At 42.2% G+C, this 410-nt stretch carries 1 protein-coding gene; it reads right to left on the bottom strand.

Going from position 1 to position 410, the window contains the following annotated elements; translation table 11 throughout:
* Positions 1-410, bottom strand: a 410-nt coding sequence (rsmG, locus tag A3761_RS02750) for a 16S rRNA (guanine(527)-N(7))-methyltransferase RsmG (RefSeq protein WP_068749764.1), incomplete at both ends; no start/stop codon positions are given.

Below are 410 nucleotides of genomic sequence, written 5' to 3'. Positions count from 1 at the left end.
CTTTTGGATGCAAACCTTTCATTGCTAAAAACTCACCCTTTTCAGTAAGTAAGTGCTTACATAGTTTTACCATATTATCTAGCGCTGTAAATGCGCGTGACATAATTTGGTCAAATTGTTTATCCTGCGCAACACTCTCTACACGTCCATGCACTATTTCGATATTGGCTAGCGAAAGTGTAATCTTACTCTGAGTCAAAAAGCGTGTCTTTTTACCATTGCTGTCGACCAGCAAAAAGCGCTTTTCTGGAAACAAGATGGCCATCGGTATACCGGGTAATCCAGGGCCGGTACCGATATCAGCGATGTCCTGACCTTTTATATAAGGAGCAATGCTAAGCGAGTCGACCAGATGTTTAATCAACATTTCTTCCGGGTCACGAATAGCCGTCAGATTGTAGGCTTTATTC

The organism is Oleiphilus sp. HI0123 (assembly GCF_001635315.1).
Note: the sequence above shows the minus strand (reverse complement) of the source record. Positions and strands in the feature narration are given on the sequence as shown.